Annotated in this window: 21 protein-coding genes; 14 read left to right on the top strand and 7 right to left on the bottom strand. The window is 74.4% G+C overall.

Annotated elements, in window-relative coordinates; genetic code table 11:
- Positions 1-15: 15 nt before the first annotated feature.
- The 3 genes from BLU95_RS05315 to BLU95_RS05305 form a co-directional block, all read right to left on the bottom strand.
- Positions 16-1,650 (bottom strand): alpha/beta hydrolase, encoded by a 1,635-nt coding sequence (locus BLU95_RS05315; protein WP_093858933.1) that lies wholly within the window; start codon positions 1,648-1,650, stop codon positions 16-18.
- Positions 1,651-1,884: 234 nt separating this feature from the next.
- Positions 1,885-2,523, bottom strand: coding sequence for an NAD(P)-dependent oxidoreductase (locus BLU95_RS05310; RefSeq protein ID WP_093858932.1), 639 nt, complete (start codon positions 2,521-2,523; stop codon positions 1,885-1,887).
- Between the two features lie 66 nt (positions 2,524-2,589).
- The gene (locus BLU95_RS05305) at positions 2,590-3,537 is read right to left on the bottom strand and encodes an EamA family transporter (RefSeq protein ID WP_162497187.1); all 948 of its coding nucleotides are present in this window, start codon (positions 3,535-3,537) and stop codon (positions 2,590-2,592) included.
- A 101-nt stretch (positions 3,538-3,638) separates the two neighbouring features.
- Between BLU95_RS05305 and BLU95_RS05300 the strand changes: the two genes are divergently transcribed.
- Complete coding sequence (locus tag BLU95_RS05300) at positions 3,639-4,145, top strand: MarR family winged helix-turn-helix transcriptional regulator (protein WP_093858931.1); 507 nt, start codon at positions 3,639-3,641, stop codon at positions 4,143-4,145.
- Between the two features lie 22 nt (positions 4,146-4,167).
- On the opposite strand, the gene BLU95_RS05295 is transcribed toward BLU95_RS05300, so the two are convergent.
- Positions 4,168-4,962 carry a methyltransferase domain-containing protein gene (locus BLU95_RS05295; protein WP_231978314.1) on the bottom strand — a complete coding sequence of 265 codons (795 nt, stop codon included), beginning with the start codon at positions 4,960-4,962 and terminating at the stop codon, positions 4,168-4,170.
- A gap of 157 nt (positions 4,963-5,119) precedes the next feature.
- Here BLU95_RS05295 and pdxR point away from each other — a divergent pair, with 157 nt between their 5' ends.
- The 6 genes from pdxR to BLU95_RS05265 all read left to right on the top strand — a co-directional run bounded on the left by pdxR (position 5,120) and on the right by BLU95_RS05265 (position 11,014).
- Positions 5,120-6,709 carry a MocR-like pyridoxine biosynthesis transcription factor PdxR gene (pdxR, locus tag BLU95_RS05290; protein ID WP_231978313.1) on the top strand — a complete coding sequence of 530 codons (1,590 nt, stop codon included), beginning with the start codon at positions 5,120-5,122 and terminating at the stop codon, positions 6,707-6,709.
- 517 nt (positions 6,710-7,226) lie between these two features.
- Entirely contained in the window at positions 7,227-8,258 is a 1,032-nt protein-coding gene (locus BLU95_RS05285; protein WP_231978312.1) for a glycoside hydrolase family 3 N-terminal domain-containing protein, read from the top strand.
- A 478-nt stretch (positions 8,259-8,736) separates the two neighbouring features.
- A complete protein-coding gene (locus BLU95_RS05280) occupies positions 8,737-9,564 on the top strand; it encodes a nucleotidyltransferase domain-containing protein (protein ID WP_093858928.1) in 828 nt (275 codons plus the stop codon).
- A gap of 189 nt (positions 9,565-9,753) precedes the next feature.
- Positions 9,754-10,224 (top strand): hypothetical protein, encoded by a 471-nt coding sequence (locus tag BLU95_RS05275; RefSeq protein ID WP_093858927.1) that lies wholly within the window; start codon positions 9,754-9,756, stop codon positions 10,222-10,224.
- Positions 10,225-10,454: 230 nt separating this feature from the next.
- Positions 10,455-10,811, top strand: coding sequence for an ArsR/SmtB family transcription factor (locus BLU95_RS05270; protein ID WP_093858926.1), 357 nt, complete (start codon positions 10,455-10,457; stop codon positions 10,809-10,811).
- Positions 10,808-11,014 carry a DUF6126 family protein gene (locus BLU95_RS05265; protein WP_093858925.1) on the top strand — a complete coding sequence of 69 codons (207 nt, stop codon included), beginning with the start codon at positions 10,808-10,810 and terminating at the stop codon, positions 11,012-11,014. The genes BLU95_RS05270 and BLU95_RS05265 overlap by 4 nt, the downstream gene beginning before the upstream one ends.
- 16 nt (positions 11,015-11,030) lie before the next feature.
- Here BLU95_RS05265 and BLU95_RS05260 read toward each other — a convergent pair whose 3' ends face one another.
- Positions 11,031-14,072: a cytochrome P450 gene (locus BLU95_RS05260; protein ID WP_159424784.1), complete on the bottom strand. Its 3,042-nt coding sequence runs from the start codon at positions 14,070-14,072 to the stop codon at positions 11,031-11,033.
- Between the two features lie 431 nt (positions 14,073-14,503).
- On the opposite strand from BLU95_RS05260, the gene BLU95_RS05255 reads away from it, so the two are divergent.
- The 5 genes from BLU95_RS05255 (at position 14,504) to galE (ending at position 20,652) form a co-directional block, all read left to right on the top strand.
- Positions 14,504-15,283 (top strand): sigma 54 modulation/S30EA ribosomal C-terminal domain-containing protein, encoded by a 780-nt coding sequence (locus BLU95_RS05255; protein ID WP_093858923.1) that lies wholly within the window; start codon positions 14,504-14,506, stop codon positions 15,281-15,283.
- An 88-nt stretch (positions 15,284-15,371) separates the two neighbouring features.
- Positions 15,372-15,908 (top strand): hypothetical protein, encoded by a 537-nt coding sequence (locus BLU95_RS42140; protein WP_159424783.1) that lies wholly within the window; start codon positions 15,372-15,374, stop codon positions 15,906-15,908.
- 327 nt (positions 15,909-16,235) lie between these two features.
- Positions 16,236-18,614: an RICIN domain-containing protein gene (locus tag BLU95_RS05245; RefSeq protein WP_093858921.1), complete on the top strand. Its 2,379-nt coding sequence runs from the start codon at positions 16,236-16,238 to the stop codon at positions 18,612-18,614.
- Between the two features lie 105 nt (positions 18,615-18,719).
- The gene (locus BLU95_RS05240; RefSeq protein WP_093858920.1) at positions 18,720-19,421 is read left to right on the top strand and encodes a hypothetical protein; all 702 of its coding nucleotides are present in this window, start codon (positions 18,720-18,722) and stop codon (positions 19,419-19,421) included.
- Positions 19,422-19,632: 211 nt separating this feature from the next.
- Positions 19,633-20,652, top strand: coding sequence for a UDP-glucose 4-epimerase GalE (gene galE / locus BLU95_RS05235; protein WP_231978311.1), 1,020 nt, complete (start codon positions 19,633-19,635; stop codon positions 20,650-20,652).
- A gap of 77 nt (positions 20,653-20,729) precedes the next feature.
- Here the strand turns inward: galE and BLU95_RS05230 are convergent, their stop codons facing one another.
- Positions 20,730-20,924 (bottom strand): antitoxin, encoded by a 195-nt coding sequence (locus BLU95_RS05230; RefSeq protein WP_093858918.1) that lies wholly within the window; start codon positions 20,922-20,924, stop codon positions 20,730-20,732.
- 202 nt (positions 20,925-21,126) lie between these two features.
- Here BLU95_RS05230 and BLU95_RS05225 point away from each other — a divergent pair, with 202 nt between their 5' ends.
- Together BLU95_RS05225 and BLU95_RS05220 are read left to right on the top strand one after the other, a co-directional pair.
- A complete protein-coding gene (locus BLU95_RS05225) occupies positions 21,127-21,753 on the top strand; it encodes a DUF6542 domain-containing protein (protein ID WP_159424782.1) in 627 nt (208 codons plus the stop codon).
- Positions 21,746-23,089 (top strand): LCP family protein, encoded by a 1,344-nt coding sequence (locus BLU95_RS05220; RefSeq protein ID WP_093858916.1) that lies wholly within the window; start codon positions 21,746-21,748, stop codon positions 23,087-23,089. Before BLU95_RS05225 ends, BLU95_RS05220 begins: the two co-directional genes overlap by 8 nt.
- 94 nt (positions 23,090-23,183) lie before the next feature.
- Here the strand turns inward: BLU95_RS05220 and BLU95_RS05215 are convergent, their stop codons facing one another.
- On the bottom strand, positions 23,184-25,505 hold the full coding sequence (locus BLU95_RS05215) for a DUF7927 domain-containing protein (protein WP_093858915.1): 2,322 nt from the start codon (positions 25,503-25,505) through the stop codon (positions 23,184-23,186).
- Between the last annotated feature and the right edge of the window lie 215 nt (positions 25,506-25,720).

Below are 25,720 nucleotides of genomic sequence, written 5' to 3'. Positions count from 1 at the left end.
CACGCGTCCCGCCCTTCAGGATGTCGTGGGGGAGGGGCAGGTGAGGTCGTCGGCGGGGGCCGCGCCGGTCAGCAGGTAGGACTCGACGACGTTGCGGACGCAGGCATTGGGGCCCGGGTACTGGCCGTGGTCGCCGTTGCCGGTGACGGTCACCAGGCGGGAGCCGCTCAGGGCTCGGTGGGCGGAGAGGGCGGCTTCGTAGTACGTGGCGGGGTCGTGCACCGAGTTGAGCATCAGGGTGGGGGGCAGGCCCGCGCCGGTGACCCGGACCCGGGGCGCGGTCGGGGTCGGCCAGGAGGCGCAGACGGCGGCGAAGGCGAGGGTGCGGGCCCCGACCAGCGGCCAGCGGGCGGTGTTCTCGGTGCCCCGGGCGGCCCAGTGGGAGAGGTCGCGGTCCCAGGGGGTGTCGCTGCAGGTGACGGCGAAGTACTCGGCCAGGAACCCCGGGCCGAGGTAGTCGCCGAAGACCCGCCGGGCAGTGGTGCGGGCGGCCGGGTCGGCGCCCGGCCAGTCGTCGAGTGCGGTCAGCGCGGTGGCCAGCTGGGCGAAGCCGTTGCTCTCGCGGTAGATGCCCTGGATGGTGCCGTTGTCCAGCTGGTTCGGGCCGAGGGTGAGCCGGCCGTCGACGATCGGGTGCTCGTGGAGTGCGGCGCGACGGGCCTCCCAGTGGGCCTTCGCCTCGGCGGGGGTGGTGCCGTAGTGGTAGACGCCGTCGCGGGCGGCGAGCCACGGCAGGAAGTCCTCCTCGAAGCGCCGCTGGAAGCTCATCGGCTGGCCCGACTGGAACCGCTCCCAGGTGTCGTCGAAGCCGATGTTGCTGTCCAGCACCATCCGCTCGATCCGGTGCGGGAAGAGCGTCGCGTAGTAGGCGCCGATCATCGTGGCGTAGGAGGGTCCGTAGTAGCTGATCCGGCGCTCGCCGAGGAGGGCGCGCAGCAGGTCGATGTCCCGGGCGGTCTGCTCGGTGGTCAGGAAGGGCAGCAGGCCGCCGCTGCGCTGCTCGCAGTCGGCGGCGAAGGCGGCGGAGCCGGCGATCACGCGGGCACGGTCGGCCGGCGTGTCGTCGCGGAAGTCCCCGGCGAAGAAGGAGCGGAGCTCCTCGGTGGTCCGACAGACGGCCCGGGTGCTGTGGCCGACGCCGCGCTGGTCGAACCCGATGATGTCGTAGGAGGCGCCGAGGGCGGGTGCGTTGCGCACGTGGTCGGCCGGGCGGAGCAGCCCCTCGCCGCCGGGGCCGCCCGCGGCCGTGAGCAGGGTGCCGATCCGCCGGGCCGGATCGGTCGCGCGGTGCCGGGAGACCGCGACGGTGATGTCCGGGCCGCGGCCCGGGTGGTGCCAGTCCCTGGGTGCGGTCATGGTGGTGCACTCCAGCGTGGCCTCCTCCGCACAGGTCTGCCAGGTGAGTTGCTGGTGGGCGTAGCGGGTGGGGACGGCGGCGGCCGCCCCGGTGGGCGCCGCGACGGCACCGGCGGTGCCGGTGGTGGAGGCGAGGGCGAGGAGGGTGAGCAGCGCGGCGGTGCGCCGGCCGGGCCCGGTTCGGCGGACGCGGCGGGCCAAGGCTCCGCTGGTGGGGGCGCCGGTCGTGGAGGTACCGGTGGCGGAGGTACCTGTGCTGGGGGTGCTGGTACGGGTCAGGTCTCGTGTGGTCATGGCACGATCCTGACGGTCGGATCGATCGTGGTCGATCAGGTGCGCACCCGTCTTTCCGGTGGTGCCTGCACCACCCCGAACCGGTGGCCCGGTGCAGCCGGCCGTCCTCCGGAGTGACGGCCTCGTCCAGTAGTTGACGTGTCGTCACACGACTCCGCCCGAAACACACCACCGTGTCGGTGATGGGGTGTTTCGGGCGGAGCGGGCGGGGGGAGGCATGCTGGTGGACGGCACTCAGTAGCCGGCGGTGAAGCGGACGCGGCGGTGCGCGGGCCGCTCGGCCTCGTCGAGGAGGGCGACGGCGAGGTCCTCCATGGAGATGGTCGAGGTGCCGTCGGGGGCGACGAGGAGTTCGTCGCGGCCGAGCCGGAAGAGTCCGGTGCGCTCGCCCGGGGCGAGCAGGGCGGAGGGGCTGAGGTAGGTCCAGTCGACCTCGGTCTCGGCGAGGTAGAGGGAGAACTGCTCGCCGCAGGCGTTGGCGATGGGCAGCAGGGCGGCGGGGAAGTCCCGGGAGTCGGCGAGGGTGACGCCGTCGCCACCGGGCACGGTGAGGCTTCCGGCGCCGCCGACGACCAGGAGTCGGACGCCGGTGCCGGCCAGTCCGGCGAGCAGACCCTTGGTGGCGACGGCCAGTTCGTCCTCCCGCCCGGGGGCCGGGCGGGTGGCCGTGACCAGCAGGTCCTGGTCGGCGGCGAGGCGGCGGACGTCCTCGGGGTCGCGGGCGTCCCCGGTGGCGATCCGGACGGTGGCGGGGAGCGTGTGCGGGCGGTGCGGGTCGCGCAGCACGGCGGTGACGTGGTGGCCGCGGGCGACGGCCTCGGCCACGACCCGGCTGCCGACGTTGCCGGTGGCGCCGAAGACGGTGATGTTCATGGGCGGTTCTCCTCGGGTGGGTCGAACGGATCGGAACGGCGGGACGGAGGTGACGCGGGCGCTCGGTCAGACGGACTGGCGGGTGCGGTCGTCGGCCGGTCGACCGCTGTGGTCGGAGGGTACGCCGACGGGCGGGGCCGTCACCGTCCTCGACGGGGTGCGCGGGCGCTGGGTCTGGGCGGCGACGAGGGAGCCGAGCACGATCAGCGCGCCGAGGGCCTGCACGGGCGAGAGGTCCTGGCCGAGGACCAGCCAGCCGAGGGCGGTGGCGACCACGGGGCTGAGCAGTCCGAGGAAGGTGACGGAGGTCGGAGGGAGGGCGCGGATGCCGCGGAACCAGAGCGCGTAGGCGACGGCCGCGCCGATGAGGCTCAGATAGCCGTAGCCGAGCAGGTTGGCGCCGGTGAGGTGGGACGGGGGCGGTCCCTCGACCAGGAGGGCGACCGGGAGCAGCAGCAGGCCGCCGGCGGTGAGCTGCCATCCGGTGGTGGCGAGCAGCGGCGCCGGTGAGGTCCAGCGCTTGGAGAGGACGACGCCGGTCGCCATGACCACCGCGCCGCCGAGCGCGGCCACGATGCCGAGGGCGTCCAACTGGGCGCCGGCACGCAGGACGAGCAGGCTGACGCCGGCCACCCCGGCTATGCCGGAGAGGAGGGTGCGCGGGGAGAGCCGGTCGCCGAGCAGGGCGGCCGACAGGCCGGCGGCGATCAGCGGTTGTACGGCGCCGACGGTGGCGGCGACCCCGCCGGGAAGACGGTAGGCGGCGACGAAGAGGAGGGCGAAGAAGGCACCGATGTTCAGGGCGCCGAGGACGAGCGAGCGCCACCACCAACTGCCGGTCGGCAGGCGGCGGGTGAGGGCGATCAGCAGCAGTCCGGCGGGCAGGGCGCGGAGCACGCCGGCGAGCAGCGGGCGTCCCGGCGGCAGCAGTTCGGTGGTGACGAGGTAGGTGGAGCCCCAGATGGCGGGGGCCAGGGCGGTCAGCAGCACGATGGCGAGTCGATTCCTTAGCACTAAGCCAATATATCTCAGCGCTAAGGCATCTTCGCAAGGTCAGTCCGAGGGGCGGGTGCTGTGAGGTATCTCACCGCTAAGGCATCGTTTAGGGTGGGGGCATGGCAGACCGCGTGGATCATGTGGACCGGATCGTGCAGCAGTGGGGTGCCGAGCGCCCCGACCTGGATGTCTCGCCGATGGAGGTGATCGGCCGCCTCAAGCGGCTGTCCCGACTGGTCGACGCCGAGCTGAAGGAGACCTTCGCCCGGCACGACCTCGACTTCGCCTCCTTCGACGTGCTCGCCACCCTGCGCCGCAGCGGCCCGCCGTACCGGCTCACCCCGACCCTGCTGATGCAGTCGGCGATGGTCACCTCCGGGGCGATCAGCCAGCGCCTCGACCGGCTGGAGGCGCGCGGCCTGGTCACGCGCACCCCCAGCGGTTCCGACGGCCGGAGCCGCGAGGTCGAGCTCACCGAGGAGGGCTACGCCCTGATCGACCGCGCCCTGCCGGACCACCTGGCGACCGAGCGCCGGATCCTGGGCGACCTCGACGAGCCGAGGACCGCCGACTTCGTCGCCGCCCTGCGCACCCTCCTCGGCACCCTCGGGGACGACCCCGAATGATCGGGCCGCACCCGACGGCCGGTCACGGACCGACCGCCACCGCCTTGAAGAACGTGTAGTGGAACGACCCGTCCGGCTCGGCCGTGCGGCGCAGCTCGGCGACGCCGCGGTCGAAGTCGTCGGCCGTGTCGAGGCCGGCCGCGAGCGCGTCGGCGCGGACCGCCTCGACCATCGCGACGAAGGTGCGCCGGGTGAACCCCTCGGCCAGTTCGGGGCGGCCGCCGTCCACGTACATCGTGCGCGGGGCGACCGAGACGTCGCGGAACCCGGCCCCGGTGAGCAGCGGGTACAGCCGCCGTCCGATCAGGCCGTCCCCGCCGCCGTCCGCCTGGAGCCGGACCAGGTGGCCGACGACGCGCTGCGCGGCCTCGCCGCGGGGGTGGAAGAACGCCGAGCCGTGGTCGCCCTCGATCACCGTGACGGTGCCGCCCGGGCGCAGCACCCGGCGCAGTGCCGTCAGCGCGGCCGCCGGGTCGGCGAGGTGTTCCAGGACGAAGCAGAGGAAGAGGTGGTCGAACGAACCGTCGGGGAACGGGAGTCGGTGCAGATCGCCGTGGTGCCAGGAGACCTGGGCCTCCGGCAGCTGTTCCGCGACCCGGGCCCGGGCCCGGGCCAGCGAGTCGGCGGAGATGTCGGCGGCCGTCAGCAGCAGCCCCGGGCTGGACTCCAGCAGGTGCACCGTCTGGGCGCCGACCCCGCAGCCGGCCTCCAGGACCCTGCTGCCCGGCGGGTACACCGTGCCGGCGTGCAGCAGCCCGGCGAGGCTGTCGGCCTGATCGCCCAGGCGGCGGGCCTCGGCGGGGGAGTAGCCGTGCACATAGGCCCGGTCGGGGTGCGCCGGGGAAGCAGTCGAAAGGGAAGGAGTCGCAGGGGAAGGGGCCGCAGGGGAAGGGGCCGAAGGGGAAGCGATCGCGGTGGTGTCGGCCGATGCGCTGGTGGTCGTCATGTCTTCACCCTCCCGGCACAATGGACCGGTGCACAGGTCCAATGATCATTCGATCGACAGGTCCAGAACGGCGGGTGCGGACTTTCTCCAGCTCGACCCCGGGCAGGCGCCCGCCGGTGGACTCGCGGACTGGCTGGCGCGCCGGCTCCGGGCGGCGATCGATGACGGCCGGCTCCCCGTCGGCAGCCGGCTGCCCGCCACCCGGGTGCTCGCCGCCGACCTGCGGGTCTCGCGCGGCGTGGTGACCGAGGCCTACCGCCGCCTCACCGAGGAGGGGAGGATCGCGGGCCTGGGCCGGGGCGGCACCGTCGTGGTCGACCAGTTCGCCCCGGAGACCGTGCCGCCGCCCCGGCCCACGACCACCCGCCCGCCGGCCCCCCGCCCCGCCGGCACACACCCCGCCGGTACCGGCCCCGGACCCGCCCGCCCCGGACCCGCCCGCACCACCCCCGCGCCCGCCTCGCCGTTCGACGGCGCACCCGCCACGACCGTCTTCGACTCCCTCCGCACCGCCCCCGCCCGGATCGACCTCACCCCCGGCGTCCCCGACCTCGCCGCCTTCCCCCGTACCGCCTGGCTGCGCGCCGAACGCGCCGTCCTGCGCGACCTCGCCGCACCGGACTTCGGCTACGGCGACCCGCGTGGCACCCCGGCCCTGCGCCGCGCCGTCGCCGACTGGCTGGCCCGCAACCGCGGCATCCGCGCCGATCCCGGGGAGGTTCTCGTCGTCGCCGGGGCGGCCCAGGCGCTCGCCCTCGTCGGTGAGGTGTTGCGTGCGGACGGCCTGGACGTGGTCGCCGTCGAGGACCCGGGCTCCCTCGGCACCCGGCAGCACCTCGGTCACCGGATCACCGCCACCCCGCCCGTCCCCGTCGACGCGGACGGCATCCGGGTGGACGCGCTGCGCGCCGTCGGCGCCCGGGCCGTGCTGCTGACGCCGGCCCACCAGTTCCCGACCGGCGTCGTACTCGGCGGCGCCCGACGCCGCGAACTGCTCCAATGGGCGGCCGACGGCGGGCTCGTGATCGAGGACGACTACGACGCCGAACACCGCTACGACCGCCCGCCCGTGCCCGCCCTGCGCGGTGTCCTCCCCGAGCAGGTCGTCTACCTCGGCAGCGTCTCCAAGCTGCTCGCCCCCGCGCTGCGCACCGGATGGGTGCTCGCCCCCGCCCGATACCGGGATTCCCTGGTCGACGCGAAACGGCTCAGCGACCTCGGCAACGCCGCACTCCCGCAGCTGGTCCTCGCCCACCTGATGGAATCGGGCGCCCTGGAGCGCCACCTCCGGCTGCAGCGCACCCGCCACCGGCGCCGACGCGATGCCACGACGGCCGCCCTCGCCGCCCACCTGCCCGGTGCCGCGGTCCACGGCGCGGCGGCCGGGCTGCACCTCATGCTCACCTTCCCCGACGGTCTGCCCTGCACCGACACCGAGCTCGCGACGGCGGCGCTGGCCCACGGGGTGAAGGTGCACCCGCTGTCCTGGCACGCCCGGCTGCCGCACCCGCCGGGACTGGTCCTCGGGTACGGGGCCGGCACACCGGGCGAGATCGAGGAGGGCGTCGCCGTCCTCGGACGGCTGCTCCGGGAGGCGGGACCACCGTGCCCGGGGTGAGGCTGCTGCTGTTACGCCGTCCGGTCGCGGGGTCCGCGGCACCGGCGGCGTGTCCGCGGTCGAACCCGTCGACTCCCGCGCACCGATCGACGATCCTGGCCGTTCCCGGGGCGACCCGCCCGACCCGACCAAACCGGGCCGACCCGCCCGCCCGACCCGCCTGACCCGACCGGCCCGCCCGCCCGGTCCGGATCCCGCCCGGCCCGGATCCCGACCGACCGAGGGAGGCCGGATGTCGACGCCCCGCCGTGGAGGCCCCATGCCCCGCCCGTCACGCCGCAGCACCCGTCGGACGTCCCGCCGACGGGTCCGCTTCGCGCTCCTGGTACTGCTGCTGGCGGCGGTGGGTCCGGCGACAGGGCTCGGCCCGGTCGCGCCGGTGGCGGTACAGGCGCCACCCGACCGGCCGACCGGGCCCGTCGACCCGGGCACGGGCACTGCGACCCGCGCCGCCGGCGACACCGACGGGGTCGGGACGACCCCGGGGAACCCGACTCCCACCGGAAGGAGCACCACCGTGCCCACCGCTGCGCCCACCGCCGCGTCGCTCCGGCTCGCCGGCCGTCGGATCGTCTACTCCTACCGCGGCGACACCCCTCCGCCGGAACTGCTCGACACCATCCGGGCGGGCCGCGCCGCCGGTGTCATCCTGTTCAAGGAGAACGCTCCCTCGCCCGAGCAACTCCGGGTGGCCATGCAGATACTGAAGGGCGCGGCGCAGGAATCGCCCTCCGGCGCACCGCTGTTGCTGATGACCGACCAGGAGGGCGGGAAGGTCCGGCGGCTGCCCGGGGAGCCCGTCCGCTCGGCCCGGCAGACCGGCGCGGCCGCCGATCCGGCCGGGGACGCGGCCCGGTCCGGCGCGGGAGCGGCAGGCACCCTGATCGACGCGGGCCTGAACGTCAACCTCGCGCCGGTACTCGACGTCTTCGACGCACCGGACAACTTCATCGACCACTTCGAGCGCTCCTACGGCGGGAATCCCGAGGCGGTCGCCGAGTCGGCCACCGCCTTCCTCGCCGCCCAGCAGCAGCTGGGGGTCGCCGCCACCGCCAAGCACTTCCCCGGTCTCGGCGCCGCGGCCCGTGACGAGAACACCGACGAACGCCCGGTCGTCCTGCCGGTCCCGCTGGCCGAGCTCCGGGCACGGGGCGAGGAGCCCTACCGTGCCGCCATCGCCGGCGGGGTCCGGCTGGTGATGGCCTCCTGGGCGGTCTATCCGGCCCTCGACGCCGAGCGCCCGGCCGGACTGTCCGGCGCCGTCGTCCAGGGCGAGCTGCGTCGGCGCCTCGGATTCCGCGGGGTGACCGTCACCGATGCCCTGGAGGCCGGTGCTCTCGCCGCCTTCGGGGACACCGGGGAGCGGGCGGTCGCCGCGGCCCTGGCGGGCATGGACCTCCTGCTGTGCTCCGCCCGCGACGTCCAGCAGGGAGACGCCGCCGCGGAGGCCATCGCGGTCGCCCTCGACAGTGGCCGTCTGGACGCCGGGGAGTTCAGCAGCGCCGTCGGCCGCGTGGACACCCTCCGCACTTCCTTCAGTCGGCCCTGAGCCTGCCCGGCCCGGCTCGCCCGCTCCTGAGCCTGCCCGCTCCTGAGCTCGCCCGCTCCTGAGCTCGCCCGCTCCTGAGCCCGCCCGCTCCTGAGCCTGCCCGCTCCTGAGCCTGCCCGGCCCGTCCGTCCCTGGGCCCGCACGCTCCGGCTCCCGCACGCCCGCTGAGTCCCGCCTGCACCCGAGGCCCGTGCCTACGCCCGTGCCTACGCCCGTGCCTTCGGCATCCGCGCGCACCCGCCCCCGTCCACCGGCGCTCGCCGCCCGGCCGGCTGCCCCCGCCGCCCCGGTCGGCCGGCCCCCGCAGAGCCTGTCCGCCCGCTCCCACCCGGGGTGGCGCGGGTGGCGAGGGTGGCGAGGGGGTGGCGCAAAAGGGAGTGAGGGTGGCGCGAAGAGGGTGCACAGCTGACCAACACGCGCCGATCCTTAGCGGAAACGAGCGGACACGGAGGGTCATCCGGATGGCAGGCTTGCCGCCGTGACTGTGCACCCTCTCGTACACGAGATCGCCGACGCCTACCTGACCCTGGTCGACGCCGCCGCACCCGGGCTGGTCGAGGGCCTCTACGTGGTCGGTTCGGCCGCGCTGGGGGACTTCCACCCGGCGCGGAGCGACATCGACTTCGTGGCCGTGTCCGCCGATCCGGTGACGGCGGCGCAGCTCGCGGGGCTGGAGCGCGCGCACGCCCGGCTGGCGGCCCGCTATCCGCGCCCCGCGTTCGACGGCCCCTATCTGACCTGGCACGAACTCGCGGGCCCGCCCACCCAGGCGGCGCCGGGACCGCAGGTGCTCGGGGGGACGGTCCGGCACCGGGTGAGAACCGACCGCACGCCGGTGCTCTGGCACACCCTGGCGCGGCACGGCGTCACGCTCTGTGGTCCACGGGCCCAGGAGCTGATGATCGACACCGCGCCGGGGGAGCTCGCGGTGTGGACGGCCGGGAGTCTGGAGGACTACTGGCGCCCGTGGCGGCGGCGTTCCTCGCGGCTGGCCTCGCGGGCGGGGTTGGCCCTTCTGGACGGGGCCGGCCCGGCCCACGGCGTGCTCGGGGTGAGCCGCGCGCACTTCACGCTGGCGACCGGGCGGATCGCCTCGAAGCGCGGGGCGGGCGAGTACGCCCGGGCGGTGTTCGACGAGCGCTGGTACCGGATCGTGGACGAGTGCCTGCGGATCCGGGACGGCGGACGGGGGCGCTCCCGCTATCCGAACCCGTTGACCCGGCGGGCCGACGCCCTCGCGTTCATGGACATGGCGATCGAGAGCGCCCAGCGGCTGAGTGCCGGCCGAGTGCCGTTGGGCGAGTAGTGATTCACGCCATCGAGGGCTGAGAATCACGCCATCGAAGGCCAGTTTCCAGTCTGATCATCAACTGTTCTGATCTTGGCCCTTTCTTGCATTGGAATCGCATGAAAGTCTTACGACATGCCACATGTGAAATGTCACATGTGGCCATGTTGATTCCTTGCAGTCAAAGAGAGAAGAGGAGGAGCGGACATGCGGATGAACCGACTCACCCTGACCGCGGCCGGGATCGTCGGCGCGGCTGCCCTGCTGGCCGTGCCGGCCGAGGCGAGTGCCGCCCAGACCGCCACCACGGGCATCATCGGCACCACCACCACCTGCGGTGCCTCCGGCCTGCAGGCCGGTCTGTCGACCCGGGTGTGCGCCGAGATCACCGGTGACAACGTCCAGCTGTACGGGCAGATCAGCCTGGCCGGCCCGCCGAGCCCCGGCACCCCGTGGCCGCAGACCGTCGAGCTGATCACCGGCCTGTCCGGCCAGGTCGTCGGCGGCGCGTCGCTCGGCTCGGTCAGCGGGTACACCCGCTTCACTGCCAGCACCGTGCAGGTGCGTGGCGTCGGCGGCACCGTTCCGTGCGGTTCCACCGTGCACGGCAGCTTCAGTGCCTCCGCCTACCCGTGGGGTCCCGTTCCGGTGACCGTCGACGTCGTGGTGCCGTGTTGATGACGCGCGCCCGGTAGGGCGGTGCGGGCCCGGGGCCAACGGTCCCGGGCCCGCACTGTTGCCTCCCCGCGGCTGTCGGCCCCTCGGCGTCCCCCGGCTTTCCCGCCGCTCTGCATCCGCTTTCCGTGTTCGGTGATGACGACTTGAAGAAATCTTCATCCGCAAGGATGATGCTTCACGCCGCCCGGCGGCCAACGAGCCCGTCCCCGACCCGCAGGAGAGAACGGACGATGCCGGTCCCGCTCTACCAGGCGAAAGCGGAGTTCTTCCGCACGCTCGGACACCCGGTCCGTATCCGCGTCCTGGAACTGCTCCAGAACGGACCGCGACCGGTGCGCGAGCTGCTGGCCGAGATCAGGATCGAGCCGTCCAATCTCTCCCAGCAGTTGTCCGTCCTGCGCCGTACCCAGCTGGTGACCGCGACCCGCGAGGGCAACACGGTCGTCTACGCCCTCAGCACACCGGACGTCGCCGAACTGCTGCGGGCCGCCCGGCGGATCCTGACCGAGCTGATCACCGACCAGGACGCGCTGCTCGGCGAGCTGCGCGGGCCCGAGACCCCCGCGACCCCGGCGGGCCACCGATGAGCCCGGACGGCACCACCGGCCACGACGGCACCGCACCCGGTAGCGGTGCCGCGGGCGACGACGGCACCACGGGCCGGCGGGCGACGCTGGAGGAGAAGGCCCGGCGTCGGGCGATGCTGATCCGGGCGGGCATCTACATCTTCGCCACGCACCTGTTCGCCGGCTTCGTCCTGCTGCTGTTCGCCCTCGGCGACCGGAAGTGACCCGGCCCGCCCGGGATCAGCGCGCGGCGTCCCCGCCGGTGTAGCGCCGGCTGGTGCTGGTCCACGCGTGGACGCCCTCGACGAGTTCCCGGGTGCCGTGGAGGTACCAGCCGCCCTCCGGGTGACGGAGCAGCAGCCGGCGGCGCAGCGACTCGCTCTCCGCGGTCAGCCGGGCGATCCTCGTGCCGACGGACCGCACCGCCCGCGCCCGGGTGCAGCCGCGGACCCGTTGCAGCGTGAGCACGGTGTTGAAGGCCGCGACCTGCTGGCGTTCCTCCCGGTCGGCCGAGTACAGGTCGTTGATCAGCGTCGCCGCATCGGCGGTGTTCGCGCGCAGGCGGTGCAGCGCCGGGTCCCGGTGCAGGGCGGCCGGTGCCTCGCCGCCGTGGACGTGCTCCAGTATGCCCATGAACGGATAGAGGCAGCTGGCGTGGCGGCGCAGCCGGACGGTCTCGGCGAGGTCGGGGTGGGTGCACGCGGCGCGGTGGGCGGTCTCGGCGAGGAAGGTCTCCAGGCAGGAGCGCCATTCGTCGGCGGTGCGTCGGCGCCACTCCGGTGACATGGGGGCGGTCTGGCGCTGCCACAGTTCCCGCCAGGCGTCGACCAGGTGGGGCTGGGGGCCGCCAGCCGGGACGGGGCGGCCGGCCACGACGGCGAGCAGCGGTGCGACGACGGCGCGGGCCGTGGCGGGGTCCCGTCCCGGCGGGCCGTCGAAGCGGTCGTCGAGGATGGTGAACCAGCCCAGGATGTCGATCAGCAGGTCCAGTTCCGCGCCGCGGGCGCGGGGGTAGGCGTGGCCGATCAGCTCGGGCAGCGCGAACGACTGGTAGCGGGCGAGGTCGGCCGGGGCGAGCAGGCCGTGGGCGAGCGCCCAGTCGTCGTGCCGGGCGGTGGCGGCGGTGAGTTCGGCCGGGGTTCGGGCCAATTCGGTGCCGGGCCGGAGGAGCGGACGGCGGGCCGTGCCGGTGCGGCCCGCCGGTCGGGCCCGCGGCGTGGTTCGGGGGGACGGCGCGGGCCGGGGGACGGCCGTTACGGGTCCGAGGAGGACGAGGCGCCGAGCGGTGCCCGGCCCAGGCGCGAGGGGCTCGCTGCCGGCGCCGCGAGGGCGCGGGCCCGTTCGGTCGGCGTTGCGCGAGACGCTGCGCGCCTCCGTGGCGCGCGAGTCGGAGGTACGCGGGTCGTGGGCGCGTGGACCGGAGGCACGTGGATCGGAGGTGCGCGAGTCGGGGGCGCGCGAGTCGGAGGTACGCGGATCGGTGGCCCGCGAAGCCGTGCGGGCGACCGTCCGGGCGGCGGTCCGCAGCGCGGTGGTGTGCAGCGCCGCCGGGTACGACCGGCCGGGAGCGGACCGGGCCGACCGGCCGGGCAGCACCGTCGACCGTGCGGGCAGCAGGGTCGAGCGGCGCGGCCCGGCGATCGGCAGGCACCGGGCCGGCGCGTCGTCCCGGCCGCCCGGCGCCGGGGTGCGGCGCGAGCCGGGGGCGTGCGGCGCCCGGCTTCCGCCGCGCGGCGTGAGCCGCACCCGCAGGCCCTGGGCCTGGACGGTCGTCCAGACGACCTCGCGGGCCCGCCCGTCGGGGACGGCCGTCGGGTGCCAGCGCCGCAGGACGGCGGCGGCCGCCACGGTCAACTCGGCCCAGGCGAAGGCCTCGCCGATGCACTTGTGCTTGCCGGCGCCGAACGGGAGGAAGGCCTGCCGGGCCGCGGCGGTACCGCCGGTGCCCGTTCCCCCGGTCCCGTCGGGGTCGTACCAGCGGTCGGGGTCGAACCGGAGCGGGTCCGGGTGGAGGGCGGGGTCGCGGTGGATCGCGGTGAGGCTGTAGAGCAGTTCGGTGCCGGCCGGGATCCGGTAGGCGCCGAGCGTGACCGGGACGCGCGCGGTGCGCATCAGGAAGGCGTTCGGCGCGTGCAGCCGGACCACCTCCTGGGTGACGGCACGGGTGTAGGCGAGTCGGGCGAGCGCCTCCGGGGTGGGCACCGTCCCGGCCGGGAGGTGCTCGTCCAGTTCGGCCAGGACGCGGGCCTCGATGTGGGGGTGCCGGACCAGTTCGTCGATCAGCCAGGTCAGCGTGGTGGAGACGGTCTCGGTGCCGGCGCCGAACATGGTGATCGCCTCGGAGCGGACGTCCGCCTCGGTGAGCGGCCGTCCGGTGGCGGGGTCGACGGCGGCCCGCAGCAGGGCGGGCAGGCCGGTGCGCCGGGCCCCGCCCCCGGTCATCGGGCAGCCGCCCCCGGCCGCACCGGCGCCAGGCCCGACCGGCCCGCCGCGCAAAGCCGGTCCGCCGGGTCCGCCGGGTCCGCCGTGCTCGGCCGGTCCGCCGCGCGCGCCGTACCGGCCGCCGGGCGCGGTGCCGTTGACGGCCTGGTCGACGACGCGGTTGAGCACCCGGACGGCGGCGTCGAAGCGCCGGTTCACCGGCAGTGGCAGCCGGGCGAGCGCCGGGTGCGGGTAGAGGGACTGGACGATCTGTCCCTTCACCAGGTCGGGCAGGGCGCGGTGGAAGGCGAGGGTGGCGTCCTCGCTCAGCCGGGCGTCGAAGAGCGCGCGGGTGACGATCTCCAGCGCGAGGTGGTTCATCTCCTTGGCCACGTCGAGGACCTGGCCGGGGCGCCAGCGGTCGGCCCGCTCCTCGGTGACCCGGTGCATGACGGCCAGGTAGTCGGCCATCCGGTCCGGGCCGAAGGCGGGCTGGATGATCCGGCGGCGGTCGCGGTGGGCGCGGCCCTCGGACATCAGCAGGCCGTCCCCGAAAGCCGTCCTCAGGGTGTCCTGGACGGCGCCGCGGGGGCAGTCGTGGGCGAGCGCGACGAGCAGCGTGTGCACGAGGCCGGCGTCGGTGACGACGCAGACGGTGCGCGGGCCGAGGCGGATCCGGACCACGTCGCCGTACCGGGAGAGGGAGCCGAGGAAGCCGAGCGGGTCCCGCAGCAGGGCCGGGGCGTGGCCGAGCCCGGGCAGTGCGCCGGGGGCGAGCGGGGGAACGACCGCTCGGCGGGGCCCTGCCGGGGGGGTTCTCGGCGGGGCGGGCGGTCTGCGGGTCTCGTTCGTCAGGATCATGACATCACCTCTCACCAGATGGACCGGGGAACGGACCGGTGGGACGGTCCGGCGCGACCGGTCGGTGTCGGACCGGTCGAACGGCCCGGCGTTGCGGTACCACCGGAGCCGCCGCCGCGACCGCCGGGTTCCGGGGGCCGGTCGACGCGGACCCCGCGCGCGCCGCTGCCAGAGGGCGCACGCCATGGGAAACGCGCCGGTCCCGTGAGCGTTGCGCCGTACCCGGGTTGATCACCCCATCGGTGGAGTGTCCTCAAGGTGTACGCGTGGCGTCCCGATGGGGCCGTCCGGACGGCCGTCGGCGACCCCGCCCGGGGGGCGGACCGTTCGGGTCCGCCCGGGTCGTCCTGCCTGGTGGGCAGGGCCTTTCGGCCCTCGGCGGGAGGGCGTGCACGGGTCCAGCATGGTGCCGAACCGAGGAGGATCCCCTGATGACCCGTCTGCGCCACCGGCCCGCCCTCGACGTCCGGGTGGAGATCCGGGGCGAACTGCCCCGCGAGGACGCGGAGTACGCCCGGAGCCGGTGCCTGGCGCTGATCGCGGACCTCGGGCCGGACGCGCACACCGCCCGGCTGCGGCTCACCCGGCCGCGGGACCGGTCGGTGACCAGGCCCGCCGTCGCCCAGGCCGCGCTGGACCTGGCGGGCGTGGGGCGGGTCCGGGTGGAACTGGCGGCGGTGACCGTCCGGGAGGCGGTCGACCTGGCGCTCGGCACTCTCGCCGGGCGCGCCGTCCGGCTGCGCGAGCTCGGCGACATCGGGCTGGCGACGGCGTACGAGAGCTCCTACCGTCCCCAGTACGCGCCGCGGCCGCTCGCCGAACGGCGGATCGTCCGGCGGAAGTCGGTGCTCCTGGTCCGGCACACGCCCGAGCAGGCGGTGCGCGAGATGCTGGCCCTCGACTACCGGTTCCACCTCTTCTCGGACGTGCTCACCGGCCAGGACAGCGTGGTCCACCGGACACCCGCGAGCGGGGGATTCCGGCTGGTACGGGCCCACTCCACGGCCCGGCTCGGCAGCTCGGGGCTGCCACTGACGGAGAGCGCGCACCCGGCTTCCCGGCTGGACGTCCTCGAAGCGGCCCGCCAACTCTGGCTGACCTGCTGGCCCTTCGTCTTCCACACCGATCCCGGTGACGGGCGCGGCCGGATCCTGTACCGCCGCTACGACGGCCACTATGGCTTGATCACGCCGATAGCGGACCCCTACTGACGGGCAGGTAATGATCGGCAAGGGCTGACCGGTACACGACCGACAACGGACGAGCACACCCTCACGCTCTGGACGGGGAACTGGGACCATGGACTGCGAAGAAGTCATGCTGACCGTCAGGATCGCGGCCGCCGAACGGGCCCTGCTGCGTGAACTCGCGCGTGGACACGGCGCCGACATGTCCGACGTCGCGGCGGACGGGCTGATCGACGTCGTCCCCAGTCTGCACGTCCTCCCGCTGTTCCCGGCCCGGCCGGAGCCGACGGTGCTGCCCGTCGCCCAGGGGATCGGGGCCGGGGCCGGGGCCGCGTCAGGGCCCGAGGCGGCGCCGGGGCCGGGCCCGGGGGACGCGGACGTGCTGCGGCTGCTGCGGGTGCTGGCCCGGCCGGCGCCGTGCGCGGTCACCCTCTGGCTGCCGGCGCCGGTCGCCGATCTGCTCCCGCTGGTCGGCGAGCGGATCACGGCGGTGACCGGTCTGCGGATCGGCCCGGCGAGCGCCGCCCTGTCGGCCGCGCTCCGGTACTGGCTGGCGGGTGATCCGGGGCAGCTCGCGGCGGGCCTCGCCGCGCTGCACCGGCAGGGCAGCCTCGGTCTCGCCCCGCAGCGGCTCGACGTCGCGGCCTGAGACGGGCTCGCTGGTCCCGAGGGCGTCCTGCCGCTCACAAGGGCGTCCTACCGCTACGAGGGCGCCCCTGCTGCTTCCGAGGGCGTCCTGCCGCTCACGAGGGAGTCCTGCCGGTCCCGAGGCGCGCACCGGCCCCCGGGCGGGGCGCCGACGACGTGTCACCGACCGCGCCTCGAGTCCCGGCCGGACGCCCTCGTCCGCCCGCGCGAATTTCGAAAAGAGGTTTTTGTTATCCGGCCCGCCCGGGCCGGTCTCCGGAGTGTCGGAAGGTTCAGGCCATCACCCCGAGCGGTGGCCGGACCCTCGCACGAGGAGAGGAGTCACCCGATGGGGCACCGGAGCACGGAGCTCCGCCGTCGGCGGCGTCGACGGACGGGCAAGCGCACGGCACTGATCTCACTGGCGGTCGCGGCCGGACTGGTCGCGGGCGCGCTGGGCATCAGCACCGCCATGGAGTCGTCCGCGGTGCACGACACCGCCGCGGCGAGCGCGGTGGCGGGTTCGGCCGACGGGGTGGGCGGTGCCATGGCGGGCACGATCGCCGACGACGGCACGGGCGAGACCGGCACCGCCGAGAACGCCACCAGGGCCCCCGGGCCGAAGCGCGACCAGAAGGCCGCGCCGATCAAGGAGATACCCAAGGACCAGCCCGAACGCGGCCTGGTCTACGCCGGACTGAACCTGCCCGCCGGCGACCGCTGCGCCGGTTCGCTGGAGGTGACCGGCGGCGAGCTGTGCAGCCACGGCCCGGACGCGCCGCCGAAGGACGTGGACATCCGCAAGGACGTCCCGCCGGTGGCCGCCGCCGTCGCCCAGCCGGCCCCGCTGACGCCCCCGGCCGATGCCCAACCGCCCACCGCCGCGGACCTGGTGAAGGGTTCGATGCCGGTCCTGGACGCGGCGACCAAGACGCTGCTGGCCGACGCGGCCGGTGACCAGGCGGTCGCCGCCGCGCCCGCCGCCGGCGGCCAGGGCGTCGTCTGCGAGGGCGACGGCAGTGCCGGCAACCGGGTCCAGGTGGTCTACGCGCACACCCCGGGCAACGACCGGTTCGCCCAGTACCTGGCCTCCTTCAAGAAGTGGGCCGCCGACGTCGACGTCATCTACAACGCGAGCGCCCAGGAGACGGGTGGTGTCCGGCACGTCCGGTTCGTCACCGAATCCGACTGCTCCGCCTCGGTGTTGAACATCCAGGTGTCCGACGCGGAGATGGCCGACTTCAACACCAGCAACCGTGCGATCGCGGCCCAGGGCCTCAACCGCAAGGACCGCAAGTACATGATCTTCGCCGACGCCAAGGTGTACTGCGGCATCGGCACCTTCGCCGGCGACGAGCGGCCCGGCCAGGACAACCTGAGCAACTTCGGCCCCTCCTACGGCCGGACGGACTCGGGCTGCTGGGGCGGCCACACCGCCGCGCACGAACTCGGCCACAACCTGGGCGCGGTGAGCAACAGCGCGCCCAACTCCAGCAAGGGCGGCCACTGCGTCGACGAGTGGGACATCATGTGCTACTCGGACACCCCGTACTACCCGGCGATGCGCACGGTCTGCCCGGACAACGCCAGTGACATGCGCCTGGACTGCCGGCACGACGACTACTACCACACCGACCCGGCGCCGGGCAGCTACCTCGCCACCCACTGGAACGTCGCCAACAACCGCTTCCTGATCGCCGGCGGCGGCACCGGGCCGACGCCCGACCCGACGAAGAGCCCGACCGGCTCGCCCACCCCGACGAACTCGCCGACCCGCAGCCCGTCGCCCACCGCGACCGGCGGCACCCCGACGCCCACCGGCACGCCGACCGCGACCGGTTCGCCCACCGCGGGGCCGACCGCCACCAACAGCGCCTCGCCGACCGCGAGCCCGACCGGCACCCCGAGCCCGACCGGCTCTCCGACCGGCACCGGTACCCCGACGCCGACCGGCACCCCGACCTCCACCGGTACGCCGAGTCCCACCGGATCGACCACCCCGAGCCCGACCCCGACCCCGACCGCCTCACCCACCGGCGGCACCGGCCCGGCCATGACGGTCAGTCAGGTCACCCAGACCTCGGCCGTGTTGAGCTGGCCCGCGGTGAAGGGCGCGAACGGGTACGACGTGCTGCTGAACGGCCAGACGATCGGCACCGTCCGGGCGACCGTGGTCGGCGTGGTCCGGCTCGCGCCCGACACCGCCTACTCCGTCGCGGTGGCCGTCCGGGACGCCGCCGGAGCGGTCTCCAAGCCGGGTCGCGCGGCCTCCTTCCGCACGGCCGCCGACGCCGGGAAGCCGCAGCCCGGGACCCGCTACAGCCTGCTGAACGGCCTCACCGGCCAGGCCGCCGACCTCTGGGGCAGCTCGCTCAACGACGGCACGGTGGCCATCGCCTACCAGCGCACCGGTTACGCCAACCAGAAGTGGACCTTCGAGGACAGCGGCGCGGGCACGCTGCGGATCAAGTCCGTCCGCTCGGAGAAGTGCCTGCAGCTCGGCGGCAACCCGGTCGCCGGACAGTACGTCGCGCAGCGCCCCTGCTCGGACGCGGCCGGGCAGAAGTGGCGGGTCACCTCCGCCGGCGGTGCGGTCGTCCTGACCGCCGACGGTTCCGAGCTCGTCCTCGGTGTCGGCAAGCGCTGGTACTACGGCGGTTGGCTGCTGGAGCTGCAGAAGCCGAACGGCCAGACCTACCAGAGCTGGAACCTGCAGAAGACCACCTGACGTCCGGGGTTCGACCCCCGATCCCCGGACCCGAGCCGGGTGCGGCCGCCGCTGACGCAGTGGCGGCCGCACCCGGCCCGTTCGACTTCACCAGGAAGACCCGCGATGTCCCGCACCCGTCAGTCCCTCGCCGCTCTGGCCCTCGCCGGGGCGGTCGTGCTCGCCCCCGCCGCAGTCCCCGCCGCCGCGCACGGGGACACCGTCCACCTGGAGGTGTCCGGCCAGGACGGCGGGCACGTGACCACCGTCGCCACCTGGGAGAACGACCACGACCCGGTCACCGAGCAGTTCGCCGGGACGCTCTCCGCCACCTCCGCCGACGGCCGGGCGGCCGGACCGTGGCGGCTGGTCGCCGTGCCGGGGCGGCCGGGTACCTACACCACACGGGAGTTCCTGCCGGCCGGGCACTGGCGGATCGTGGTGGACTGCGCGTTCCCCTCGCTCGGGCACGGTGAGCGCGAACTCGACGTCGAGACGGCGGTGATCTCCGACCCGACGCTGCCGACGCCCACCGGTCCGGGCACGGCGGGTCCCGGCACGGTGGGTCCGGGCACGGCAGGTCCGGGTACCCACGGTCCCACGGTCCGGCCGACGGCGGCGGGCACGGCTCCCGACCCCGCCGCCACCCGGACCCCGCCGGGTGCCGCCTCCGCCTCCGACGCCACTGCGGCCGCCGCCCGAGCGGACGGGTCCGACGGGTCCGACGGGTCCGATCTCGGCACCTGGGCCGCCGTGGGCACCGCCGTGGTCGCAGTCGCCCTGGTCGCCACCGGCCTCGTCCTGCGCCGCCGGGCCCGCCGTTCCTGAGCCGCCGTTCCTGCGCCGCCGGGCCCGCCGTTCCTGAGCCGCCGTTCCCGGTCCGCAGGGCCCGCCGTTCCCCAGTCGCCGTCCCCGAGTCGACCCCGGCCCGGCGGCACCCCGGCGATCCGCCGCCGGGAACCACCGGGTGCGAACTGCTCGTCCTCCCCGCAACGGGCGTCACGGGGCGTCCGTCATGAGGCGAGGGAGCATGCGGATCGTGCGAAAGGTACTGATCACCGGCGGGGCAGGATTCATCGGAAGCACCGTGGCGTCCGCGTTGCTGGACGCGGGCATCACCCCGGTCGTCCTCGACGACCTCTCCAAGGGCCGGGCCGAGTTCGTCGAGGGCCGGGAGTTCTACCGGGGGGACATCGCGGACCCGGCGCTGGTCGACCGGATCTTCGCGGAGCACCCCGACATCGACGCGACGCTGCACTGCGCCGCCCGGATCGTCGTCCCCGAGTCGGTCGCGCGCCCGCTGTTCTACTACCGGGAGAACGTCGGCAAGACCGTCGAACTGCTGGAGTCGCTCCAGCGCAACGGCTGCACCCGGGTGGTCTTCAGCAGCTCCGCCTCCATCTACCGCCCCACCCCGACCGGCCGGGTCGACGAGAGCTGCCCGGTCGACGGGAGCAGCCCGTACGCGCGCACCAAGCAGATGATGGAGCAGGTGCTCCAGGACTGGACCCGGGGGGCCGACGCCGACGGGACGCGGGTCGTCGCGCTGCGCTACTTCAACCCGATCGGCGCCGACCCGCGGCTGCGGACCGGTCTCCAGGACCTCGCGCCGAGCCACGCGCTCGGCAAGCTGATCGAGGCGCACGTCAGCGGTACCCCGTTCACCATCACCGGTGTCGACTGGGACACCCGGGACGGCTCGGGGATCCGGGACTACATCCACGTCCAGGACGTCGCCGACGCCCACGTCGCCGCGCTGGTCCGGTTCGACGAGGTGGTCCGGCCCGGGGCCGAGGACCGCTATCGGGTCGTCAACATCGGTACCGGTGACGGCACCACGGTCCGCGAGCTGGTCGAGGCCTTCGAGCAGGCGATCGGCGAGAAGCTGGACGTCCGGGAGGCGGAGCCGCGCCCCGGGGACGTGCTCGGCTGCTACAGCGACGTGACGGCGGCGCGCGAACTGCTCGGCTGGGAGCCGCGCCGGAGCATCGCGGAGGGCGTCCGGGACGCGCTCGCGTGGCGCGCCCGCTGGATCGAGCGCCTGGCCACGACCGTCTGACGGCCGGCCGAGCGCGGCCCGTCCCGCCCCGGACCCGGCCGGTCCGGGGTCCGGGCGGGGACGGTCCGCGCCGGGCGTTACTTGGGCTCGTCCAGGCCGTTGACGAAGTCCTTCGCCTTGCCCGTGGCGGTCTCGATGTGCCCGCTGTACTTGCCGTCCGTCCTGTCGTCGACGATCCCGGCGACCTTGTCCAGGCCCTGGGTGACGGCTCCGCTGTGCTCGCGGGCGAGGTCGGTGGCCTTGTCGGCGAGGTTCTTGAGGTGCTCGAACATGATGGTCCTTCTGTTCGTTCCGCCCGGTTCGTGTTCATCCTAGCCGCCCCTGACCTGCCGTTTTCCCGGCCGGGAGACACCGTGGTGGTGAGGTGGCGGGTGAGGCCGGGGTGAATTCGCGGGGACGGGTTTGTATGCTGCACTCTTGCTCTACAGCATTGTAGAAGTTCACCGGAGGGGCACCACGGAAGGGGTGTGGGGAATGGTCGGGCAACACGCGAGAGGCGCGGGAGGATCGGCCCCGCCGCCCCGCCCCGGTGGCACGGCGGTGGTCCTGCTGGCCGCGACCGGGCTGCCGCTGGCCGGCGCGGTCGCCGGGGAGCTGACCGGGAACGGCGGCGGTCCGCTCCTCGCCGTTGGTGCCGTTCTGGGAACCGGCGTCGCGGCGGCCCGCTGCACCCGCCCCGGGCGCTGGTGGGTCGTCATCGCCGCGCCGCCCGTGGTCCTGGTCGCCAGGGTCGGCACCGCCTGGGCCACCGCCACCGCATCCGACGCCGGATCCGATGCCGCACAGGGCAAGGCGCTCGCCTCGGCGGCGGTGCGCTGGGTGGTCGACGCCTTCCCGGTGATGGCGCTGGCCCTGGTCGTGGCGCTGTCGGTGGTCGCCGGACGAGCGGCCCTCGCGGCCCGGTCGGCCCGCACCCGCCCGACCGCGACCGCGACCGCAAGCGGGAGCGGGGCCGGGAGCGGGGTTGGGAGCGCGAGCCGGGTCCCGAGCCCGCGCCCACGTACGGTTCCGGCCCCCGGCCCGGCCCGGGTCACCCCCACCCCCACCCCGGCCGCGGTCCCCGCCGGCCGGACCGCTGACCGGAGGCGTCGTCATGGCTGAGCCCCGCACCGGGCCGTTGACCGTCGTCGGCCGGGTGCTCGCCGGCACCCTCTCGGTGGTCGTCCTCGGCACGAGCGGCCTGGTCTGGTACGAGTACCGGCAGCTCGACAGCGGCATGGTGAAGTCGGGCGCGCTCACCGAGGCCCGGAAGAACGCGCCGCCGCACCTCGACAAGTCCGTCAACCTGCTGCTCATCGGCCTCGACAGCCGCAAGGACATGGACGGCAACGATCTGCCGAAGGAGTTCGTCGAGGAGGAACTGCACGCCGGCTCCAGCGAGATCGGCGGGTACAACACCAACGCACTGATCGTCCTGCACATACCGGCGAACGGGGGCAAGGTGACGGCGCTGTCCGTCCCGCGCGACGACTACGTGCAGACCGTCGGCGCGGACGGGAAGATGCACAAGATCAAGGAGGCGTACGGCATCGCCAAGGGCGCCGCCGAGCAGAAGCTGAGCGGCAAGGGGCTGTCGAAGCCGGAGCTGGAACGGCAGAGCCGGGAAGCCGGGCGGGCCGCGACCGTCCAGACCGTCCAGTCCTTCCTGGACATCCCGATCGACCACTTCGCGGAGGTGAACCTGATCGGCTTCTACGACATCGCCAAGGCCGTCGAGCCGATCCAGGTCTGCCTCAACAACCCGGTCGACGACCCGATCGTGGCCCGGACGGAGACCCGCGAGGGCGGCGGGACGGGGCTGCGGCTCCCGGCCGGTGTCAGCTCGCTCGACGCCCGGCAGGCACTGTCGTTCGTCCGTCAGCGCCATCACCTCAAGAACGGTGACCTGGACCGGACCCACCGGCAGCAGGCCTTCATCTCCTCCGTCGTCTACAAGTTGAAGCAGGACGGCGTGGTCGGCGACCTCGGCCGGCTCCAGCGGCTGTTCGACGCGGTGAAGAAGGACGTCGTCATCGACGACCGTTGGAACGTCCTGGACTTCGCCCAGCAGGCGCCCAACCTGACCGGTGGCAATGTGGAGTTCAACACGCTGCCGATCACCGGGTTCAAGAACATCGGCGGTCAGGAGGTCAACACCGTCGACCCGGTCCAGATCAAGCGGATCGTCAAGCAGCTGTTCGGCCACGAGGTCCCACCGGAGGCCGCGCCCTCCGCCTCCGGAGAGCAGGTCGCGCCCGTCGTACCGGCGGCGTTCGCGGCGCCCGTCGCCCCCCGGACGACGACTCCGGCCGCGCCCCGCTCCACGCACTCCCCACGCGCCGGGAGCCCGTCCGCATCATCGGAGGCCCCGTCGACCGGACCCACTGCCGAGCCGACGCCCGACCTTCCCATGCAGGGCCCCGCGGTGAAGGCCGGGGGCATCCCCTGCGTGGACTGAACCCGAGGCGCCGTCCCATGACAGCGAGCCCGTGCCGGGCCTTCCGCCCGGCACGGGCTCGCTGTCGGTCGTTGTCCGAGGACGGGGCGGGAGCCTAGTGTCGGCGGCCCCGGGTGCGCAGGACGAGCAGGCCGGTCATCAGGCAGCCGAGCGCGCCGAGGGCGAGCACCGGGAGCGCGCCGGAGCCGGTGTCGGGCAGTTTCCCGTCAGGCCCGGGGGAGTGCGTCGGCCCGGCGGTGGGCCGGTGGCCGTGGCCGTGCGTCGCCGTGGGGGAAGGGGACGCGGTGGGGCTGGGCGACGCGGTCGGGGAAGCGGTCGGGGAAGCCGTCGGGGAAGCCGTCGGGGACGGGGACGCCGTCGGTGAGGGCGAGGTCGTGGGGGACGGCGACGGCGTGGGGACGGTCACCGTGACGTCGGCGCGGCAGCGGGCGTCGCCCTCGCCGGGCGGGCAGTTGTTGCGGTACGTGGCGGAGGTGACGGTGTTGCCGAGGGCCGTGTCGGTGGTGAGCGAACTGTGCACGGTCACCGAGTAGGTGATGGTGGCGCTCCCGCCGACCGGCAGGTCCCCGGTCCAGTGCAGGGTGCTGCCGGTGACGGTGACGGAGCCCAGGTCGGTGACGGCGTCACCGTTGTAGTCGGCCCGGGAGAGCACGTCGGCGAGGTTGTCGTCGAGGCTGACGCCGGGGGCGGCGACACGGCCGGTGTTGGTGACCTCGATCCGGTAGCCGACGGTCCGGCCCGGGGTGGTGGAGGTCGGGGTGGCGGTCTTCGCGATCGAGTAGACCGGGGTTTCGACCACGGTGTTGCGCACCGTGTTGCTGGTGCGGGTCTGCTCGCGCCGGGTCTGGTTGCCCCGGAAGGTCAGGCTCGCGCTGTCGTCCAGCACGGTTCCGCCGGTGGCCGCCGGGTCGACGGTGGCCCGGAAGGCGATGTCGGTGCTCGCACCCGGGGCGAGGTCGGCGACCTGGCAGGTGACGGTCTGCCCGGCGGCGCTGCAGGAGGGGTTGGAGCCCGCGACGAAGGTGGTGCCGGCGGGCAGGCGGTCGGTGACGGTGATGCCGGTGGCGGTGTCGAGGTCGGTGGTGCCGCCGTCGGCGTGCCGGTTGGCGACGGTGAAGGTGTAGGTGATGCTGTCGCCGGGGGAGACGTTGCCGGGCGGGTTGTTGTCGGTGGTACCGGCCGGGGTGTTGGCCTTGGTGATCTGCAGGTCCGGTTCGAGGGCGTCGACGGCGAGCCAGACGGCCTGCGGGTGCAGTGCGTCGCCGGCGCCGTTGATCCGCAGCACGGCCTGGGTGGCGTCGGCGGGGATCTTTCCGGTGACGTCGATCGTCCGGGCGTCGTAGCCGTAGTTGTTGACCGGCGCGGGGTCGCGGGTCGTGGTGTTGCTGCCGGTGCCGTCGGCGGCGACCCGGTCGATCCGGCTGGTGAAGGCGTTGTCGGTGACGACACCGGCGGGGCCGGGCATCGGCAGCAGGGTCAGGTTGTCGGTCGCGGAGCCGACCAGCAGCTCGTCGCCCGAGATCGGCACGTCGCCGTCGCCGACGGTGACGCCCATGGTGGCCGGCGGGGCGGTGGCCGGGGTGCGGATGCCCGCGAGGGTGAGCGTCGCCAGGTTGTCGGGGGAGCGCAGCAGCTGGAAGCCGTCCCAGACCTGGAGGTAGCGCAGCGGGTCGGCCTGGTCCCGGTAGGCGACCACGAGTGACCAGCCGCCCCAGCAGCCCACGTTGTTGCCGCCGAAGTTCTGCGCGGAGGAGCGCCCGGCGCACGCCTGGATGTCCGCGACGGTGTAGCTGCCCGCGCCCGCGGCCTTCACCTGGGCGGTGACGTCCTTCACGCCGGCCCCGGCCAGCAGCGGCTCGGGCGGGTTGCCGCCGACCTGCTGGTCGAACCAGTCGTAGGTGTCGGCGGTGACCTGCTCGTACGAGGTGCCGCCCGGGACCTTCCAGGACACCGTGTTGCCCTTGTTGATGTCCCCCGAGGTGCCGCCGGCGTTGCTGGTGTTGGTCGGGTTGAACTGCCAGTACAGCCGGGCGGAGAGCACCTCCGCCCCGGCCGGGACGACCAGCTGGGCCGAGGACGCGTTGTTCCCCGGCGCGTTCGGGTCGGTCTTGACGTACTTGGTGCGGCCGTTGTTGGTGCCCTCGGTGTCGTTGCAGACCGATCCGTCGCTGTCGTCACAGGTCAGGACCGAGTTCGACGCCATCGTCAGATTGCCGTGGGTCAGCAGGTCGAGCACCGGGTCGGGACCGATCGGCCGCTGGGTGCCGGCCCCGCGGACCGCCGTCTGCCGCTGCGGCAGGTCCGGCGCCGCGAAGGCCCGGTCCAGGGCGAACGGGGCCGCCAGCCCCGCCGCCAGCGGGACCGCGGCGCACAGGGCGTAGAGACGTCTGCGGTGCGGGGAGGGTCGATGAACCACGGGTTGCCTCACAACGGGCGATCGGATCGGGGCAGGTCCGTCCCACCCTCGCGCGGTCTCCGGACCGTGCGCTCCGGACACGCGGGAGCGATCACCTCATCAGCTCAGTGCCCGGGGCTCCGGGCGAAGGCGGGGCGGCTCGACGCCGCAGGCCAGGGCAGGGAGCGGTGCGGAACCGCGCCACGGACGGGCGCGTCCTGAGGCAGAGGCGAGGG

Source organism: Streptomyces sp. TLI_053, assembly GCF_900105395.1.
Lineage (GTDB): Bacteria > Actinomycetota > Actinomycetes > Streptomycetales > Streptomycetaceae > Kitasatospora.
This window is presented reverse-complemented; position numbering and strand designations above follow the sequence as displayed.

Coding starts and splice junctions, on each gene's coding strand:
- BLU95_RS05315 (WP_093858933.1), bottom strand. CDS start 1,650: ATGACCACACGAGACCTGACCCGTACCAGCACCCCCAGCACAGGTACC.
- BLU95_RS05310 (WP_093858932.1), bottom strand. CDS start 2,523: ATGAACATCACCGTCTTCGGCGCCACCGGCAACGTCGGCAGCCGGGTC.
- BLU95_RS05300 (WP_093858931.1), top strand. CDS start 3,639: ATGGCAGACCGCGTGGATCATGTGGACCGGATCGTGCAGCAGTGGGGT.
- BLU95_RS05275 (WP_093858927.1), top strand. CDS start 9,754: ATGCGGATGAACCGACTCACCCTGACCGCGGCCGGGATCGTCGGCGCG.
- BLU95_RS05270 (WP_093858926.1), top strand. CDS start 10,455: ATGCCGGTCCCGCTCTACCAGGCGAAAGCGGAGTTCTTCCGCACGCTC.
- BLU95_RS05265 (WP_093858925.1), top strand. CDS start 10,808: ATGAGCCCGGACGGCACCACCGGCCACGACGGCACCGCACCCGGTAGC.
- BLU95_RS05260 (WP_159424784.1), bottom strand. CDS start 14,072: ATGATCCTGACGAACGAGACCCGCAGACCGCCCGCCCCGCCGAGAACC.
- BLU95_RS05255 (WP_093858923.1), top strand. CDS start 14,504: ATGACCCGTCTGCGCCACCGGCCCGCCCTCGACGTCCGGGTGGAGATC.
- BLU95_RS42140 (WP_159424783.1), top strand. CDS start 15,372: ATGGACTGCGAAGAAGTCATGCTGACCGTCAGGATCGCGGCCGCCGAA.
- BLU95_RS05245 (WP_093858921.1), top strand. CDS start 16,236: ATGGGGCACCGGAGCACGGAGCTCCGCCGTCGGCGGCGTCGACGGACG.
- BLU95_RS05240 (WP_093858920.1), top strand. CDS start 18,720: ATGTCCCGCACCCGTCAGTCCCTCGCCGCTCTGGCCCTCGCCGGGGCG.
- BLU95_RS05230 (WP_093858918.1), bottom strand. CDS start 20,924: ATGTTCGAGCACCTCAAGAACCTCGCCGACAAGGCCACCGACCTCGCC.
- BLU95_RS05225 (WP_159424782.1), top strand. CDS start 21,127: ATGGTCGGGCAACACGCGAGAGGCGCGGGAGGATCGGCCCCGCCGCCC.
- BLU95_RS05220 (WP_093858916.1), top strand. CDS start 21,746: ATGGCTGAGCCCCGCACCGGGCCGTTGACCGTCGTCGGCCGGGTGCTC.